This is a genomic window from Pseudomonas frederiksbergensis (genome assembly GCF_900105495.1).
GTDB classification, from domain to species: domain Bacteria; phylum Pseudomonadota; class Gammaproteobacteria; order Pseudomonadales; family Pseudomonadaceae; genus Aquipseudomonas; species Aquipseudomonas frederiksbergensis.
Window position 1 is genome coordinate 347,501 of the sequence record NZ_FNTF01000002.1, and the last position, 17,191, is coordinate 364,691.

The 17,191-nt window shown below is 58.0% G+C and carries 18 protein-coding genes (1 of these 18 only partly in view); 10 read left to right on the top strand and 8 right to left on the bottom strand.

Going from position 1 to position 17,191, the window contains the following annotated elements:
• Positions 1-1,144 carry the 5' portion of a tyrosine--tRNA ligase gene (gene tyrS, locus BLW70_RS02255; protein ID WP_074871344.1) on the bottom strand. The gene continues 56 nt to the left of window position 1, outside the view, so the window shows 1,144 of its 1,200 coding nt (coding positions 1-1,144); the start codon lies at positions 1,142-1,144; the stop codon falls past the left edge of the window.
• A gap of 212 nt (positions 1,145-1,356) precedes the next feature.
• On the opposite strand from tyrS, the gene BLW70_RS02260 reads away from it, so the two are divergent.
• Together BLW70_RS02260 and BLW70_RS02265 are read left to right on the top strand one after the other, a co-directional pair.
• A complete protein-coding gene (locus tag BLW70_RS02260; RefSeq protein WP_074871346.1) occupies positions 1,357-2,781 on the top strand; it encodes a peptidoglycan DD-metalloendopeptidase family protein in 1,425 nt (474 codons plus the stop codon).
• A gap of 3 nt (positions 2,782-2,784) precedes the next feature.
• Complete coding sequence (locus BLW70_RS02265) at positions 2,785-3,876, top strand: anhydro-N-acetylmuramic acid kinase (RefSeq protein ID WP_074871348.1); 1,092 nt, start codon at positions 2,785-2,787, stop codon at positions 3,874-3,876.
• A 66-nt stretch (positions 3,877-3,942) separates the two neighbouring features.
• Here the strand turns inward: BLW70_RS02265 and erpA are convergent, their stop codons facing one another.
• On the bottom strand, positions 3,943-4,293 hold the full coding sequence (gene erpA / locus BLW70_RS02270; protein WP_007947969.1) for an iron-sulfur cluster insertion protein ErpA: 351 nt from the start codon (positions 4,291-4,293) through the stop codon (positions 3,943-3,945).
• A gap of 166 nt (positions 4,294-4,459) precedes the next feature.
• The gene (gene argC, locus BLW70_RS02275; protein ID WP_074871350.1) at positions 4,460-5,494 is read right to left on the bottom strand and encodes an N-acetyl-gamma-glutamyl-phosphate reductase; all 1,035 of its coding nucleotides are present in this window, start codon (positions 5,492-5,494) and stop codon (positions 4,460-4,462) included.
• Between the two features lie 135 nt (positions 5,495-5,629).
• Between argC and hemJ the strand changes: the two genes are divergently transcribed.
• The 6 genes from hemJ (at position 5,630) to coq7 (ending at position 10,126) form a co-directional block, all read left to right on the top strand.
• Complete coding sequence (gene hemJ, locus BLW70_RS02280) at positions 5,630-6,058, top strand: protoporphyrinogen oxidase HemJ (RefSeq protein ID WP_074871352.1); 429 nt, start codon at positions 5,630-5,632, stop codon at positions 6,056-6,058.
• Positions 6,059-6,091: 33 nt separating this feature from the next.
• On the top strand, positions 6,092-7,060 hold the full coding sequence (locus BLW70_RS02285; protein WP_074871354.1) for an NAD(P)H-dependent flavin oxidoreductase: 969 nt from the start codon (positions 6,092-6,094) through the stop codon (positions 7,058-7,060).
• Positions 7,061-7,116: 56 nt separating this feature from the next.
• Positions 7,117-8,082: a DUF805 domain-containing protein gene (locus BLW70_RS02290; RefSeq protein ID WP_074871356.1), complete on the top strand. Its 966-nt coding sequence runs from the start codon at positions 7,117-7,119 to the stop codon at positions 8,080-8,082.
• A gap of 62 nt (positions 8,083-8,144) precedes the next feature.
• Entirely contained in the window at positions 8,145-8,933 is a 789-nt protein-coding gene (locus BLW70_RS02295) for an SDR family NAD(P)-dependent oxidoreductase (protein WP_074871358.1), read from the top strand.
• Between the two features lie 81 nt (positions 8,934-9,014).
• The gene (locus BLW70_RS02300; RefSeq protein ID WP_008147240.1) at positions 9,015-9,353 is read left to right on the top strand and encodes a histidine triad nucleotide-binding protein; all 339 of its coding nucleotides are present in this window, start codon (positions 9,015-9,017) and stop codon (positions 9,351-9,353) included.
• A gap of 125 nt (positions 9,354-9,478) precedes the next feature.
• On the top strand, positions 9,479-10,126 hold the full coding sequence (coq7, locus tag BLW70_RS02305; protein WP_008147238.1) for a 2-polyprenyl-3-methyl-6-methoxy-1,4-benzoquinone monooxygenase: 648 nt from the start codon (positions 9,479-9,481) through the stop codon (positions 10,124-10,126).
• Positions 10,127-10,242: 116 nt separating this feature from the next.
• On the opposite strand, the gene BLW70_RS02310 is transcribed toward coq7, so the two are convergent.
• The gene (locus BLW70_RS02310) at positions 10,243-10,665 is read right to left on the bottom strand and encodes an OsmC family protein (RefSeq protein ID WP_007941657.1); all 423 of its coding nucleotides are present in this window, start codon (positions 10,663-10,665) and stop codon (positions 10,243-10,245) included.
• 231 nt (positions 10,666-10,896) lie between these two features.
• Between BLW70_RS02310 and crp the strand changes: the two genes are divergently transcribed.
• The gene (gene crp / locus BLW70_RS02315) at positions 10,897-11,541 is read left to right on the top strand and encodes a cAMP-activated global transcriptional regulator CRP (protein ID WP_074871360.1); all 645 of its coding nucleotides are present in this window, start codon (positions 10,897-10,899) and stop codon (positions 11,539-11,541) included.
• Here crp and BLW70_RS02320 read toward each other — a convergent pair.
• The 4 genes from BLW70_RS02320 to BLW70_RS02335 form a co-directional block, all read right to left on the bottom strand.
• Positions 11,538-12,239, bottom strand: coding sequence for a lipoate--protein ligase family protein (locus tag BLW70_RS02320; protein WP_074871362.1), 702 nt, complete (start codon positions 12,237-12,239; stop codon positions 11,538-11,540). The two genes, crp and BLW70_RS02320, sit on opposite strands and share 4 nt — an antisense overlap.
• 67 nt (positions 12,240-12,306) lie before the next feature.
• A complete protein-coding gene (trpC, locus tag BLW70_RS02325; protein WP_074871364.1) occupies positions 12,307-13,143 on the bottom strand; it encodes an indole-3-glycerol phosphate synthase TrpC in 837 nt (278 codons plus the stop codon).
• A complete protein-coding gene (trpD, locus tag BLW70_RS02330) occupies positions 13,140-14,189 on the bottom strand; it encodes an anthranilate phosphoribosyltransferase (RefSeq protein WP_056741323.1) in 1,050 nt (349 codons plus the stop codon). The genes trpC and trpD overlap by 4 nt, the downstream gene beginning before the upstream one ends.
• 9 nt (positions 14,190-14,198) lie before the next feature.
• Complete coding sequence (locus tag BLW70_RS02335; protein ID WP_074871366.1) at positions 14,199-14,792, bottom strand: aminodeoxychorismate/anthranilate synthase component II; 594 nt, start codon at positions 14,790-14,792, stop codon at positions 14,199-14,201.
• A gap of 405 nt (positions 14,793-15,197) precedes the next feature.
• On the opposite strand from BLW70_RS02335, the gene estP reads away from it, so the two are divergent.
• The gene (estP, locus tag BLW70_RS02340; RefSeq protein WP_074871368.1) at positions 15,198-17,105 is read left to right on the top strand and encodes an esterase EstP; all 1,908 of its coding nucleotides are present in this window, start codon (positions 15,198-15,200) and stop codon (positions 17,103-17,105) included.
• Positions 17,106-17,191: the final 86 nt, after the last annotated feature.

A 17,191-nucleotide genomic window follows, 5' to 3' on the forward strand; every position in this document is an offset into this window, starting at 1 on the left:
GGGTCGCGCCCAATGCATATATAAAGGTGCGATCGACAACCTCACCATCTATACGCACACCACCAGAACCTAGAAGGTCCCGCGCGACAGCCGAGTTCTTGACCAGGCCTGCCTTATTAAGGACAGCAGCAATCGGCATGTCTTCAGTAGCAGTCAATTCGATCTCCGGCAGATCGTCCGGCAGCTCGCCTTCCTTCATACGGTTACCCGCCCCACGGTGAGCATTGGCCGCAGCCTCTTCACCATGAAAACGCGCAACAATCTCTTCAGCCAACTTGATCTTGATATCACGCGGATTGGCGCCAGCCTCGACATCGGCACGAAATGCGTCGATCTCATCCATAGAGCGGAAACTGAGCAATTCGAAATAACGCCACATCAGCGCATCCGGAATGGAAACCAGCTTGCCGTACATCACACCCGGCGCCTCCTGGATCCCCACGTAGTTGCCCAGGGACTTGGACATCTTCTTCACGCCATCCAGACCTTCGAGCAGCGGCATCGTCAGAATGCATTGAGCCTCTTGACCATATCCACGCTGCAGCTCACGCCCCATCAACAGATTGAACTTCTGATCAGTACCACCCAACTCGACATCAGCACGCAAAGCAACCGAGTCATAACCCTGAACCAGCGGATAGAGGAACTCGTGAATGGCAATTGGTTGATTGGTTGTGTAGCGCTTGTCGAAATCGTCGCGCTCAAGCATGCGAGCCACGGTGTATTGCGAAGTCAGACGAATGAAGTCGGCTGGCCCCATCTGATCCATCCAGGTGGAGTTGAACGCCACTTCGGTCTTGGCTGGATCAAGAATCTTGAAGACTTGAGTCTTGTAAGTCTCGGCATTCTCGAGAACCTGCTCACGGGTGAGCGGAGGACGTGTCGCGCTCTTGCCGCTTGGATCACCGATCATCCCAGTGAAGTCACCTATAAGGAAGATCACCTGATGCCCCAGCTCCTGGAACTGGCGCAGCTTATTAATAAGCACAGTATGACCAAGGTGCAAATCCGGCGCGGTAGGATCGAAGCCTGCCTTAATACGTAGCGGCTGGCCACGCTTGAGCTTTTCGATCAGCTCGGACTCGACCAACAGTTCTTCTGCACCACGTTTAATCAGCGCTAGCTGCTCTTCAACCGACTTCATAACAGACCCGCAAGGCTCGAATTCAAAGGGAACCAACCATACAAGATCGCGCGTCAAATACAAGTTTTGCCCGGCGCACGGACGCCAATCCGCGAACACAGCGTTCGCGGACTTGCTTCAGAGATGATTTGGTTATATTTTATACAGTTATTTCATCTTCATCATGTCATTCATCTTTTCCAATTCATCTTTTTCAAAGTCAAAAATTACCTATGACCAAAGAATCGTCTAAAGCGCCGCCGCTTTACCCGAAGACCCACCTGCTCGCAGCAAGTGGCATCGCCGCCCTTCTGAGCCTGGCGCTTCTGGTATTTCCTTCCAGTGATGTTGAAGCCAAAAAGACGACCCTGAGTCTTGAACTGGAAAGCCCTGCAGAACAACTGACACAAGATCAAGACGCTGCCGAGGCCGTCCAGGCCACAAATGAGCCAGCAGCTTCCCCTTTCGCGCAGATCGAAAACAGCGTCGAAGAACCACAGGAAACCGCTCAGGCCGCGCCCGTGCCGGCGCCTGTGATCGAAGAAAAAAAGTCTCCAAACCACAGGGAAGTGATCGTCTCTAAAGGCGACACCCTCTCCACACTGTTTGAAAAAGTCGGCCTTCCAACAGCTTTGGTGCATGAAGTACTGGCCAGCGACAAACAAGCCAAGCAGTTCAGCCGACTCAAACATGGCCAGAAACTCGAATTCGAACTGGGCCCCGATGGCCAGTTGACCAATCTGCACAGCAAGGTCAGCGACGTTGAAAGCATAACCCTCACCAAGAATGACAAGGGTTATGCATTCAATCGCATTACAGCCAAACCGACCGTGCGCTCTGCCTACGTTCATGGCGTAATCAACAGTTCGCTGTCGCAGTCCGCTGCACGCGCCGGTTTGTCCCACAGCCTGACCATGGACATGGCCAGTGTGTTTGGTTATGACGTCGACTTCGCCCAGGACATTCGCCAAGGCGACCAGTTCGATGTCATCTACGAACAGAAAGTCGTCAACGACAAGGTTGTCGGCAATGGCCCGATCCTTTCCGCACGTTTCACTAACCGCGGCAAGACCTACACCGCCGTGCGTTACACCAACAAACAAGGCAATAGCAGCTACTACACTGCTGACGGCAACAGCATGCGCAAGGCGTTCATCCGTACCCCGGTGGATTTCGCCCGCATCAGCTCGAAGTTCTCCATGGGACGCAAACACCCGATCCTGAACAAGATCCGCGCCCACAAAGGTGTCGATTACGCGGCACCACGCGGTACGCCGATCAAGGCTGCCGGTGACGGAAAAGTATTGTTGGCGGGTCGTCGCGGCGGTTACGGCAACACCGTGATCATCCAGCACGGCAATACCTACCGCACGTTGTATGGTCATATGCAGGGCTTCGCCAAAGGCGTCAAGACTGGCGGCAGTGTCAAGCAAGGCCAGGTGATCGGCTACATCGGCACTACCGGTCTCTCCACCGGTCCACACTTGCACTACGAGTTCCAGGTCAATGGCGTGCACGTCGACCCACTAGGCCAGAAAGTTGCCATGGCTGATCCGATCTCCAAAGCTGAACGCGCACGTTTCCTCGCGCAGAGCCAACCGCTGATGGCGCGCATGGATCAAGAGAAATCCACGCAACTGGCTTCGAGAAAGCGCTAAGCCATGACGTTTTATATAGGTGTGATGTCCGGGACCAGCCTCGACGGCCTGGACATAGCGCTGGTCGAGCTGGCCCCGGCGATAAAACTCATCGCCACGCACTACACGCCAATGCCTGACTCCTTGCGCACCGAGCTGCTTGGTTTGTGCGCCAGCGGCCCGGACGAGATTGCCCGCTCCGCCATCGCCCAGCAGAACTGGGTGAAACTGGCGGCACGGGGTATTCACACCCTCCTCGACCAACAAAAACTGAAACCCGAAGATATTCGCGCGATTGGCAGCCACGGCCAGACCATTCGCCACGAGCCGGCGCGCGGCTTCACTGTGCAAATTGGCAACCCTGCCCTTCTGACCGAGTTGACCGGTATCACTGTGGTCAGCGACTTTCGAAGCCGCGATGTTGCGGCTGGCGGACAAGGCGCCCCATTGGTTCCAGCCTTTCACGAAGCGTTGTTTGAAGAACGCGCAGGCAATCGTGCGGTATTGAACGTTGGTGGATTCAGCAACCTGAGCCTGATCGAGCCCGGCAAACCCGTAGCCGGTTTCGACTGCGGCCCGGGCAATGTTCTGCTGGATGCCTGGATTCACCAGCAACGCGGCGACAACTTTGATCGTGACGGCCAGTGGGCCGCCAGCGGCAAGGTCCAACCGGTTCTGCTGCACGAACTGCTGAGTGATCCATTTTTCGTGACCAAAGGCCCAAAGAGCACCGGCCGCGAAGTATTCAACCTTGCATGGCTGACACAGCATTTATCGAAACTGTCGACCTTCACCCCCGAAGACGTGCAGGCAACCCTGCTCGAACTGACCGCCCTGACTATTGTCGAGTCACTACAAAGCGCTCAATCAGATACCCGGGAACTGTTGGTCTGCGGCGGCGGCGCCCATAACGCTACGCTGATGAACCGCTTGGCCAGCTTGCTGCCGAACACCCACGTCAGCAGTACCGCGGCTTACGGTGTAGACCCGGACTGGGTCGAAGCCATGGCCTTCGCCTGGCTGGCCCATTGCTGCCTTGAAGGCATCGCCGCCAATCGCCCGAGCGTTACCGGTGCAAGTGGCCTGCGCGTACTCGGCGCCATCTACCCCGCTTGATCTGCAAACAGCAAAACGCCGCGGAGCCCTGAGGCCACGCGGCGCTTGGTGATGCGATGATTGCGATCAGATCGAGAACGAAGATCCGCAGCCACACGTAGTGCTGGCGTTCGGATTCTTGATCACGAAGCGCGAACCTTCCAGACCTTCCTGATAATCCACCTCGGCACCTGCCAGGTACTGGAAGCTCATCGGATCGACCACCAGGCTGACACCTTCGCGCTCGACGATGGTGTCGTCATCGGCCACTTCTTCATCGAAGGTGAAGCCGTATTGAAACCCTGAACAACCGCCGCCCGTAACGAATACGCGCAGCTTCAAACGATCATTCCCCTCTTCATCGACCAGGCTCTTCACCTTGTGCGCGGCACCGTGGGTAAATTGCAAAGCCGTGGGGGTGAAGGATTCGACGCTCATGCTAACTATCTCCCGGCGTTACGCCGCCATAATGCGTGATGACGCGCATTATCCGCTTCTCCTAGAAAATCGGTCAACTATTGTTACGGTATATCAATCAACCCAATCGTAAGCCCGGAATGCAAAAAGGCCCGTCAGACGGGCCTTTTTACTGGGCAGGAAAACCTTACGGCAGCATGCCTGCATGAGACAGACCCAAGCGCTCATCCAGACCAAACAGGATGTTCAGGTTCTGCACCGCCTGACCCGACGCGCCTTTGACCAGATTGTCGATCACCGACAACACCACCACCAGATCACCATCCTGCGGACGATGCACGGCGACACGGCAAACGTTGGCACCACGCACGCTGCGGGTTTCCGGATGGCTGCCGGCCGGCATAACATCGACGAACGGTTCGTTGGCATAGCGCTTTTCAAACAGCGCTTGCAGATCTACGGAGCGGTCCACGACTGTCGCGTAGAGCGTCGAGTGGATACCTCGAATCATTGGCGTCAGGTGCGGAACGAACGTCAGACCGACGTCCTTGCCCGCAGCACGACGCAGACCCTGGCGGATTTCCGGCAGATGACGGTGACCTTTGACCGCGTAAGCCTTCATGCTTTCCGACGTCTCGGCGTACAGCGAACCTACAGACGCGCCACGACCGGCACCACTGACGCCGGACTTGCAGTCGGCAATCAAGCGAGTGGTGTCGGCCAGACCTGCTTCAAGCAATGGCAGGAAACCCAATTGCGTAGCAGTCGGGTAGCAACCCGGCACGGCGATCAGACGAGCCTGCTTGATCTGCTCGCGATTGACTTCCGGCAAGCCGTAAACCGCCTCTTCCAGCAGCTCCGGCGCGCCGTGCGGCTGACCGTACCACTTGGCCCACTCATCAGCGTCTTGCAGTCGGAAGTCCGCCGACAGGTCGATGACTTTGGTCCCGGCCGCCAACAGTTCGCCAGCCAGCGCATGGGCAACACCGTGAGGCGTGGCGAAGAACACCACGTCGCAAGCGCCCAGCGTCTTGATGTCCGGAACGCTGAATGCCAGACCGTCGTAATGACCGCGCAGGTTCGGATACATATCAGCCACGGCCAGACCGGCCTCGGATCGGGAAGTGATGACTGCCACTTCAGCTTGCGGATGTTGCGCCAACAGACGCAGCAGTTCGACACCGGTGTAACCCGTGCCGCCGACGATACCGACCTTGACCATAAACCTGCCCTCAACGAACCCACTGGAAAGCCGTCGATAATAGGGGCCACGCGGCTCTGCGACAACCGTCAAGGTGACGTGCGGGCGCTCTACCCTCTACTATCTTCGCTACCGTGAACCTGGGAATAACTAAAAATGCTCTATCTGTGGCTCAAAGCGCTTCACATCGTCAGCATGGTCTGCTGGTTTGCCGCCCTGTTCTACCTGCCCCGCCTGTTCGTTTATCACGCCCAAAGTGAAGACACCGTCAGCAAGGAACGCTTCAGCGTCATGGAGCGCAAGCTGTACCGCGGCATCATGGGGCCGGCGATGATCGCCACCCTGGTTTTCGGCATCGCACTGATCGCCTTGAACCCCAGCATATTCAGTCAAGGTGCCTGGATTCACGCGAAGTTGACCCTGGTGGTGATCCTCATCGGCTACCACCACATGTGCGGCGCCCAGGTGAAACGTTTTGCCCGTGGCGAGAACACCCGCAGTCATGTCTTTTATCGCTGGTTCAATGAAGTGCCGGTTCTGATATTGCTGGCCATTGTAATTCTGGTCGTCGTCCGGCCGTTCTAACTCCAATAAGCACAACTCATCGGGGTACTTCCAATGTCGCTGCCCGCTCTACTCGAACAACGCTTGCGTCTGCCGGTGGTGGCCGCGCCAATGTTCCTGATTTCCAACCCGCAGCTGGTGCTCGCCTGCTGCCGTAATGGCGTGGTGGGCAGCTTTCCTGCGCTGAACCAGCGCGAGAGCAGCGGTTTCAAGGCCTGGCTGGAAGAGATCGAAGCAGGGTTGGCGACAATAGAGAATCCGGCGCCTTATGCGGTGAACCTGATCGTCCACCACAGCAACCCGCGGCTGCAAGCGGACTTGGAGATCTGCATCGAGCACAAAGTGCCGATTGTGATCACCAGTCTCGGCGCCGTGAAAGAACTGGTCGATGCGGTGCACAGCTACGGCGGCCTGGTGTTCCATGACGTGACGACTCGTCGCCACGCAGAGAAAGCCGCCGCGGCCGGAGTCGACGGTTTGATTGCCGTGGCAGCGGGCGCCGGTGGACATGCCGGGACCTGGAGCCCGTTCTCGCTGATTGCCGAGATCCGCCAATTCTTCGACAAGACCCTGCTGCTGGCCGGCTGCCTGAACCACGGCCACGAGATTCTCGCGGCCCAACTGCTCGGTGCGGATCTGGCCTACTTCGGCACGCGCTTTATCGGCACCACCGAAAGTCATGCGCCTGACGCCTATAAAGAGATGCTGCTGACTGCCAGAGCCGCAGACATCGTCCATACTCCAGCGGTGTCGGGAGTACCGGCGAGCTTTATGCGTCAGAGTCTTGAGGCGGCAGGTTTCGACATGGCCGCGTTGCAAGGCAAGGGCGAAGTGGACTTCGGCTCCAAACTCAAGCCCATGAGCGATGAAGCCAAAGCCTGGAAAACCGTCTGGTCCGCAGGCCAGGGTGTTGGCGAGATCGATGATTTGCCGAGTGTCGATCAATTGGTCGCTCGCCTTGATGCCGAATACCGCAAAGCGCTAGAACTGGCGGCAGAGCTACCCAAGCGCTGGCCACGCTGACGGGCAAACCAGACCAGTCCATTCCGGCTGGCTTCACACTGCAAGGATGCCTCGTAATGAGCGAAACCCGTTTCAAGATCGTGTTCGACGGCGCTCTGCTGCCAGGTGTTGACGTCATCACCGCCAAGCTTAATCTCGCCGAGCTGTTCAAAACCGATGTGGCTGCCATCGAGCGGCTGTTCAGTGGCAAGCCGGTTGCGCTCAAACGCGACCTGTCGCGGGGCGATGCGCAGACTTATCTCCAGGCGCTGACCAAAACCGGTATCGATGCCCGGATCGAATCCGAACCCTCGATCGAGCTGAACCTGGCTGACGTTCATGAACACGCCCCGGCCGTCGCGGCAGATCCCGAATCCCCTTATGCGCCACCCCAGGCTACCGTTGGCGAAGCCTTGCCAGCGTTTGCCACACTCAAACCGTTCAGCTTCGAGGGTCGGATCGGCCGCTTGCGTTATCTGGCCTGGACGATGTCGCTGACGCTGGTGACCCTCGGTGTTGGCGCTGTGCTTGCTGTTTTCGGCTTGGCCCTCATCACTACGGACACTACCGCCGGCCTGATTCTCGGTGGCTTGCTGGCCTTCATTCTCTTCGTGGCGCTGGCGTTCGTCAGCATCCAGTTCAGCGTCCAGCGTCTGCACGATATCGGCTGGTCTGGTTGGCTCTGGCTACTGACGCTCGTACCGTTCGTGGGCAGCATCTTCCCGTTCGTAATGATGATTGTGCCGGGCAATAACACCGCCAATCGATACGGTGCGCCACCACCGCCCAACAGCACCGCGGTTAAAGTCCTGTCTTCATTGTGGTTGGTGTTTATCGCGATCCTGTTCATCGGCGGACTGAGCGGTGGCCTTACTACCATTCAGAGTGAGTATGAAAGTGCTACCCAGAGCAGCTATGAAAGTGACTCCGTGACCACCGAAGAGATCGAAGATCAAACCGCTGTGGAAGCAGAGCCAGCGCCAAATTCAGCCGACGATGCAGCCGAAGCAGCCCAGCCCCCTGTAGACTCTGCGAAAGAATGAACAGCGCTCCCCGCCCGTGACACCTGCGTCGCCGGCGCGGAGCTGTTGCGATGGAGAAATGCATGACCCGTTACGCACTGATCACTGGCGCTTCCAGCGGCATCGGCCTGGCGATGGCCGAAGCGCTGGCCCGGCGCGGCCGCAGTCTGATTCTGGTGGCCCGTCAGCGTGATCAGCTGGAAAGTATTGCGATTGAACTGACCCAACGTTTTGGCGTGGAAGTGCTGTTCCGAGCTTGTGACCTCGGCGAGCCGCTACGGCTGTCGGGTTTTCTGCTGGAGCTGGAGGAAGGTGACCGACAGATCGATTTGCTGGTTAACTGCGCCGGCATCGGCACCTGCGGCCCTTTCCTGGCTCAGGACTGGATGACCGAGCAGGACCTGATCGAAGTGAACATCCTTGCGCTCACTCGCCTGTGTCACGCGATCGGCAACAGTATGGCGCTGCAGGGCGGCGGGCAGATTTTGAATGTCGCCTCGGTGGCGGCGTTCCATCCCGGCCCGTGGATGAGCACTTATTACGCCAGCAAGGCTTATGTGCTGCATTTTTCCGAAGGGTTGCGCGTCGAACTGAAAAAATGCGCGGTCAAGGTCTCGGTGCTCTGCCCCGGCCCTACCCGCACGGCGTTTTTCCGCACCGCGCAATTGGACGCTAGCAAACTGGCCGACAGCAAAATGCTGATGAGCCCCGAGGAAGTCGCGCTCTACACCGTCCGGGCGCTGGAGAAAAATCGCGCCATTATTATTCCGGGTCGACGCAACCGCTGGCGCGCCTTCCTGCCGCGACTCGGCTCGCGCTGGCTGACCCGGACAATTGCCGGCATGGTCAACAAGGTTTACTGCCCGCGCTGATCGCCCCTCAAGGTAAAAGGCTGGGCTCGGGCATAACCCATGGTTACACTCAGGCCAGCCCAAACAACGGAGAAAAAAGCTGTGGATACTCTGTTCACCAAGATCATCAACCGGGAAATCCCGGCGAAGATCATTTACGAGGACGACCAGGTACTGGCCTTCCACGACATCGCCCCACAGGCACCCGTGCATTTTCTGGTGATCCCGAAAAAAGCGGTGCGCACACTTAACGACCTGACCGAGGACGACAAGGCATTGGCCGGACATATTCTGTTCACCGCCCAGCGTCTGGCCCTGGAACTGGGTTGCGAAGAAGGCTTTCGCGTGGTCATGAACTGCAATCCATTGGGTGGGCAGACCGTCTATCACATACATATGCACGTATTGGGTCAGCGCCAGATGCATTGGCCGCCGGGCTGATCGCAGCAAGTTCCTGTGGGGTGGGCAATCCCCCCCACAAGCACCTGCGTCGCAATGACTCAGCGCAAACCTTCCAGCGGCCGATTGGGTTAAACTGGCCGCCGAGATTTTTCCCGGAGGTCAGCATGACAACCCAACGTCACTACTCGCCGATTGACCGCCTTCTGCTACAAGCCGATGCCGCGATGCGCACCTTGCTGCCTTTCAGTGGCCAGCCGTACCGTCCTTCGCCCGCTATCGTGCAGCCGGATGCGCAAATGAGCGACGAAGACACCCGGCACGTCGCCGGTCTGATGCGCATCAACCATACCGGCGAAGTCTGTGCCCAGGCGCTGTATCAAGGCCAGGCCCTGACCGCCAAGCTGCCGCAAGTGCGCGCCGCCATGGAGCATGCCGCCGAAGAAGAAATCGACCACCTGGTCTGGTGCGAACAACGCATAAAACAGTTGGGCAGCCATACCAGCATTCTCAATCCGCTGTTTTACGGCATGTCGTTCGGGATTGGCGCGGTAGCCGGGTTGATCAGCGATAAAGTCAGCCTGGGTTTCGTTGCGGCTACCGAGCATCAGGTCTGCAAACACCTCAACGAACACCTTGAGCAACTGCCTGCCGAGGATGAAAAGTCCCGGGCGATCCTCGAGCAGATGCGCATTGATGAAGAACACCACGCCGAAAGCGCGCTGGAGGCTGGGGGGTTCCGCTTTCCGGCACCGGTGAAGTTCGGCATGAGCCTGATGGCCAAGGTCATGACCAAGAGTACTTACCGGATCTGACCTCAGGTAGTTTGCCCGCGATGGCGATCTCAAGGACGCAATCGCGGGCAAGCCTTACAGACATCAGCTTGGGATCGCGACCGTCCGCGCTGCTTTTACGGTAGTGGGATGTCGACTCAACCGAGCTCGATGATCTCGTAGTCGTGGGTAATTGCCACGCCAGCAGCCCCAAGCATGATCGACGCCGAGCAATACTTCTCGGCAGACAGCTCGATGGCGCGTTTGACCTGGGCTTCTTTCAAGCCTCGACCCTTGACCACGAAGTGCATATGGATCTTGGTGAAAACCTTCGGATCTTCGGTGGCGCGCTCGGCTTCGAGGAAGGCTTCGCAGCTTTCAACGGCCTGACGGGACTTCTTGAGGATGCTGACCACGTCGAAATTGCTGCAACCGCCAACACCCAGCAAGAGCATTTCCATCGGCCGGACACCCAGGTTGCGACCGCCGGCATCGGGCGGCCCGTCCATGACCACGACATGACCGCTGCCGGATTCGCCGAGGAACATGGCTTCGCCAGCCCATTGGATGCGTGCCTTCATCGCCAAGACTCCACTGTATAAAAAAGGGTCGCCAGCTTAGCACAGGGGCCTTGATTGACGACGTCTCGCCTTCCTACGACGCAAGCCGTTGCGCTGTAGGTAAATTCTCGAATATTGCAGGAAGTGTCTGTTAAGCTGGCGCCAATTCAATGGCGTATTGCCAGCTTCATAACAACCTCAGCGACTTATAAGAAAACCAAACACACCGTGAAGTCTTTTCGGGATACAACCATGGTTGCTATTACCCCAACACCCAAAATCAAGAACCTCGACAAGCTGTTGATGCATTGCCAGCGCCGTCGTTATGCAGCCAAAAGCAACATCATTTGTGCCGGCGACCGCTCGGAAAGCCTGTTCTTCATCATCAAGGGTTCGGTCACCATCCTGATCGAGGATGACGACGGCCGCGAAATGATCATCGCCTACCTGAACTCTGGAGACTTTTTCGGCGAGTTGGGCCTGTTCGAACAGGCCGGCCTGGAACAGGAACGCAGCGCCTGGGTGCGCGCCAAGATCGAATGCGAAGTCGCGGAGATCAGCTACGCAAAATTCCGCGAACTGTCCCAACAGGACCCAGACATTCTTTACGTGCTCAGCGGACAAATCGCACAACGCCTGCGTAACACCACCCGCAAAGTGGGTGACCTTGCGTTCTTCGATGTTACCGGCCGCGTCGCACGCTGCCTCTTGGAACTGTGCAAGCAACCAGATGCAATGACCCATCCCGACGGCATGCAGATCAAGGTGACCCGTCAGGAAATCGGGCGGATTGTCGGTTGTTCACGTGAGATGGTCGGTCGCGTTCTCAAGGATCTGGAAGAACGCAACCTGGTGGACGTCAAAGGCAAGACCATGGTGGTCTTCGGTACGCGCTAAACCCTGAACATGTCTGTCAGCAATTCGCGGTACAAACTGTCGAGTCGCCCCAACGCATCAGGTGCTGCATATTTTTCATGAAGAGCAATGTGGCTCTCGGCGCGAACCCGCGGTTCCAGGCCACAGACTTCATTGAAACGGTTGACCGCAGCAACCATCGACTCACGCTCGTTATCGAGCAACAAAGCCCCGTGCACCAACCCTACCGGACGCGTGCCGCCCTTGCTCTGGCGCCAGCGTTGAGCTGTGCCGACCATTTTGCGCCCATCAAGGTTGACGTTGAAACGCCCATCACAGAACGCCCCCTCTATTTCGCCCAAAGACGAAACGCCGCCCAGCTCATCGAGTAATTGGCAAATCGGATCGCAAAGCCGGCGATAACCGGCTTCGATGCGGTTCTGGTCACCCTCGCTACGCGGTGGCGCGTAGACCAGTGCAATGTTGATCGTCGAGGCCGATTGCGGCACCGGTTCACCGCCGGTTTCACGCAACAACACCGGCCAACCTGCCGCCGCCGACACTTCGCACGCGGCCTCGAACCCAGGCAGACGATTCAATCGTCGCGGCATGACCAGCGCCCGGTCACTGGGTTGCCAGAACAGAAGGCCAAACTCCGAATCACCAGTGCACACATGCGCCAACAGATTCTGTTCGGCGAGCAGGCCGGCTTCGACGGTCAAGGCAATGGGCTGGGTCATGGCAGTAGACATCCTTTGTTTGGGGTATAAAAAAGCCGGCATCGCCGGCTTCTTCATCAAGTCACGTTCAGTCGAGTGTAGAACCGCTCACCGCGATACCACGCTCAGGAAAGAACAGACGCTGCAGCTCGGTGCCCGGGCTTTCGGCGCGCATGAACGCTTCGCCAACCAGGAACGCGTACACATCGCTGATTTCCATCAGTTCGACATCGGCCCGGTTGAGAATGCCACTTTCGGTGATTACCAAGCGATCACGCGGAATGCGCGGCAACAGATCGAGGGTGGTTTCCAGATTGACTTCGAAAGTATGCAAGTTGCGGTTGTTTATGCCGACCAACGGAGTGTCGAGGGTTTTCAAGGCCCGCTCCAGCTCGTCGCCATCGTGAACTTCCACCAGCACATCGAGGCCGACACTTTTGGCGACGGCAGCCAACTCGGCCATTTTCACGTCATCCAGTGCGGAGACGATCAGCAGCACACAGTCGGCGCCCAACGCTCGGGCTTCAATGATCTGGTACGGATCGATCATGAAGTCCTTGCGGATCACCGGCAGTTTGCACGCTGCCCGCGCCTGTTGCAGATAAGCATCGGCGCCCTTGAAGTAATCGATATCGGTGAGCACTGACAGGCAGGTCGCGCCGCCCTTCTCGTAACTCTTGGCGATGTCGGCGGGAACGAAGTTCTCGCGGATAACGCCTTTGCTCGGTGAAGCCTTCTTGATCTCTGCAATGACCGCTGGCTGCTTGAGCTTGGCCTGAGCCAACAGTGCCTGGGCAAAACCACGGGGTGCATCGGCCACCTTGGCCAGACTTTCCAGCTCCGCCAGGCTTACGCGAGCGCTACGCTCGGCGACTTCCTGGACTTTGCGGGCCAGAATGTTTTCCAGAACCGTCGGTACACTCATCCCTCATTCTCCACTTTGAATACCGCGGTAAATGCACCCAACTCCTCCAGTTTTTCCCGAGCGAGGCCTGTGTGCAGCGCATCGTGCGCCAGGGCAACGCCTTCTTTCAAACTGCTGGCATGGTCGGCGGCGTACAGCGCGGCACCGGCATTGAGCATAATCATTTCCGCGGCTTTCTGACCGTTCTCGGTCTTGCGCTTGCCCAGGGCATCACGAATCAGCTCCAGGGAAGCCGCCGGGCTATCCACTGCCAGACCGTGCAGGCTCTGGCTTTTCATGCCCAGGTCTTCTGGTTCGACCCAATACTCGGTGATCTGGTCATCCTTCAATTCCGCCACGAAGGTTGGCGCCGCCAGACTGAACTCGTCCAGGCCATCCTTCGAGTGCACCACCAGTACGTGCTTGCTGCCCATACGTTGCAAGACTTCGGCCAGCGGCCGGCACAACGCCTGATTGAACACGCCCACCACCTGATGCTTCACGCCGGCCGGATTCGTAAGCGGGCCGAGCATGTTGAACAGCGTGCGCAAGCCCAGCTCGCGGCGCGGGCCGGCAGCGTGCTTCATGGCGCTGTGATGGGTCTGGGCGAACATGAAACCGATGCCGACGTTGTCGATGCAGCGTGCCACCTGAACCGGCGTAAGGTTCAGGTAGATACCCGCCGCTTCCAGCAAATCGGCGCTGCCGCTTTTGCCCGAGACCGCACGGTTACCGTGCTTGGCCACCGTGCAACCGGCCGCCGCGACCACGAACGAGGAAGCGGTCGAGACGTTAAAAATGTTCGCGCCATCGCCACCGGTACCCACCACATCGACGACGCCGTCGAGGGTCTTGAGTTCGACCTTGTCCGCCAGCTCGCGCATGACCGACACGGCGCCGACGATTTCGTCGATGCTTTCACTCTTCATGCGCATGGCCATCATGAACGCGCCGATCTGCGCGTCCGTGCATTGCCCAGTCATGATTTCGCGCATGACATCGCGCATCTCATCGGTGCTGAGGTCGAGCTGTTCGACGATACGGCTCAGGGCTGTCTTGATATTCATGAAAAGTCCTTAGCGCGTGCCGCCGGTTTGTTTGAGGAAATTAGCGAACAGCTCGTGGCCCTGTTCGGTGAGGATCGACTCAGGGTGAAACTGCACGCCTTCGATGTTCAGGGTTTTGTGGCGCAGGCCCATGATCTCGTCGACCGAACCGTCTTCAAGCTGGGTCCAGGCGGTCAGCTCCAGGCAATCGGGCAGGGTCTCGCGTTTGACGATCAGTGAATGATAGCGGGTGACTGTCAGCGGATGGTTCAGGCCTGCAAATACGCCTTTGTCCTCGTGGAACACCGGGCTGGTCTTGCCGTGCATGACCTGACGGGCACGCACCACATCGCCGCCAAAGGCCTGGCCGATGGATTGATGACCCAGGCAAACGCCGAGAATCGGCAGTTTTCCGCCAAAATGTTTGATCACATCAATCGACACACCGGCTTCGTTCGGCGTGCAAGGACCGGGAGAAACGACAATCCGCTCAGGGTTGAGGGCTTCGATTTCGGCAATGGTGAGCTCATCGTTGCGCACGACTTTGACCTGGGAGCCGAGCTCACCGAGGTATTGCACAACGTTGTAAGTAAAAGAGTCGTAGTTATCGATCATCAGCAACATGGCTTAAGAACCTCTTGAATTTACTGACTTTGAATACAGCCTTCGAAAGATTTACCCGCAGCTTCCTGCACTTTGTCAGTCGCTGTAGTCGCGCTGCAAAGCGGTTTGTCTTGCGGGTAAAGAAGGCAAAGCGGTAAAGATCCGGCCGGGCCGGCAGAAGGATTCAGGCGCGCCAACGCCAACGGGCGTGTGCCTTGATGACTTGATCCAGAAGTTTGCTGACGATCAACACGGGGAAGGTCTCATTTATACGTCTCGGCACAGTAACTTAGCTGGGCAGAGCGTGCAATATGGGGCGATCGAAGCTCTTGAAACAATTGACGGGTTCGCGCCGAACGGCAATAGGCTCTATAGTTTTTGGCACTATCGTTTTGCTCACTACAACAATAACAAACGGACTTGCTCATGATCAGACAGACATTGGCTGTACCGCTTGCCAGCTGCTTGCTCGCGATGGCCTGCACCCAGGCGATCGCAGCGCCCAACCCTTATTCGAATTTCATTGTCTTCGGCGATAGCCTCAACGATGCCGGGCAGTTTACCGACACGGGCGGCCCTCCCGGCTCTACCGTGCGCTTCACCAACCGGACCGGCCCGACTTACCGGAACGGCAGCGGCGAAGTCTACTCCGCCAACTCGACCCAACTGCTGGGTGAAAGGCTCGGCTTTTCACCGGATCAGACCGCCGCGTCGACCTCGGCGGCGCGTGCGAACCAGGGCCTGCCGGACGGGAACAACTGGGCCGTAGGCGGTTACCGCACGGACCAGATCCTCACCTCGATCACCAGTGTGTCCGCCACGGGTGAACGCGCGCGCGCGGGCTATCTGCCGACAAACAACTTCAGCGCCGATCCGAATGCGCTGTATTACATCTCCGGGGGCGGGAACGATTTTCTTCAGGGACGCGTACAAAGTGGCGCCCAGGCGAATGCCGCTGCGGATCGACTGGCCAACAGCGTCCAGGTCCTGCAAACCGCCGGCGCCCGATACATCATGGTATGGCTGCTGCCCGACCTCGGTTTGACGCCCGCCATCAACGGCACACCCCAGCAGACGCCTACTTCACTACTGAGCTCTGCTTTCAATCGGCAATTGGTCACTCGCCTCGCAGGGATCGATGCCGAAATCATCCCGTTGAACATTCCGCTGCTGTTGCAGGAAACCTTCGCCGATCCGGCTCGATTCGGTTTTGCTGCTGGCCAGAACCTGACAGCGACCTGCTTCAGCGGTAACAGCTGCACCGAAAACCCTACGTTTGGCATCAACAGTGCCACCCCGGACCCCAGCAAGCTGATTTACAACGATGGGGTTCATCCGACCGAAGCCGGGCAGAAACTGATTTCCGACTACGCCTATTCCTTGCTGGCGGCGCCGTGGGAGCTGACGTTGTTGCCGGAAATGGCCCACGCCACCTTGCGTGCGCACCAGGATGAACTGCGCAGCCAATGGCAATCGGACTGGGGGAACTGGCAGGCGGTCGGCCAATGGCGCCCGATTGTCGCCGGAGGCGGACAGCATCTGGATGTCGATAGCCAGAGCAGCGGCGCCAGCGCTGATGGCGACGGTTACAACCTGAACATCGGCGGCAGCTATCGTCTCAATGATGCCTGGCGCGTCGGTGTGGCGGCGGGTTTCTATCGTCAGAACCTGGAAGCAGGCAATAACGATTCGGACTACAAACTCAACAGCTACCTGGCCACCGCCTTCGCCCAGTTCCAGCAGAATCGCTGGTGGGCCGATGCCGCGTTGACCGGCGGCAAGCTGGATTACGACAACCTCAAACGCAAATTTGATCTGGGCGGCGGCGAAGGAGCGGAGAAAGGCGATACCGATGGCGATCTGTGGGCCTTCAGCACTCGCCTTGGCTACGACATTGCGCAACCGGGCAGCGAGTGGCACCTGTCGCCGTTCATCAGCGCCGATTACGCAAAAGTGGAAGTCGACGGCTATTCGGAAAACAGCACTCGCTCTACAGCACTGACCTTTGATGATCAGACTCGCGATTCAAAACGTCTGGGCGCCGGTCTGCAGGGTAAGTATCAGATCACCCCGCAGACTCAAGTGTTTGGTGAATACGCGTATGAGCATGAATACGAGGATGACACTCAGAAAGTAAACATCGCGCTCAACAGCTTGCCGTCCCTGGACTTCAAGCTGGACGGCTATACACCGCAAAGCCACTTGAATCGCGTGAGCCTGGGGGTCAGTCACAAGTTGACGGCCGATCTGGCGTTGCGTGGCGGATACACGTTCCGCAAGGATGATGACTTTACCCAGCAAGGGCTTACCGTCGGGGTTGCACTGGACTTCTGATCCAGTAAACAGCTGGCACAAAAAACGCGGCGCCCTCACGGGTGCCGCGTTTTTTTATGCTGGGAAGCCCTTGTGGGAGCGAGCCT